The 418-nt window shown below is 69.6% G+C and carries 1 protein-coding gene; it reads left to right on the forward strand.

Annotation, left to right across the window (positions count from 1 at the left end; all coding sequences use genetic code 11):
• Nucleotides 1–418: acyltransferase domain-containing protein (locus LMU33_RS40950; protein ID WP_228627206.1), on the forward strand; the 418-nt coding region annotated here is incomplete at both ends.

The following is a 418-nucleotide window of genomic DNA, read 5'->3' on the forward strand; positions in this document are numbered from 1 at the left end:
CGGACTTCCTCTCCGGTCACTCCATCGGTGAGATCGCGGCGGCGCATTGTGCGGGTGTGCTGTCGCTGGAGGACGCCTGCACCCTGGTCGCGGCGCGTGGCCGATTGATGCAGGAACTGCCCGCCGGTGGTGCGATGGTGGCCGTGCAGGCGACCGAGGACGAGGTCACCCCGTACCTGACCGACGCCGTGAGCATCGCCGCGGTCAACGGCCCCACCTCCGTGGTCGTCGCCGGTGACGAGAACGCCGTACTGGACATCGCCGCCCGCTTCGAGGAGCAGGGCCGCAAGACGAGGCGCCTGACGGTCAGCCACGCCTTCCACTCGCCGCACATGGACGGAATGCTGGAGGCGTTCCGCCGGGTTGCCGAGGGCCTGACCTACGAGGCCCCGCACATCCCGCTCGTCTCCAACCTCAC

Source organism: Streptomyces barringtoniae (assembly GCF_020819595.1).
In the GTDB taxonomy this organism is placed as follows: domain Bacteria; phylum Actinomycetota; class Actinomycetes; order Streptomycetales; family Streptomycetaceae; genus Streptomyces; species Streptomyces barringtoniae.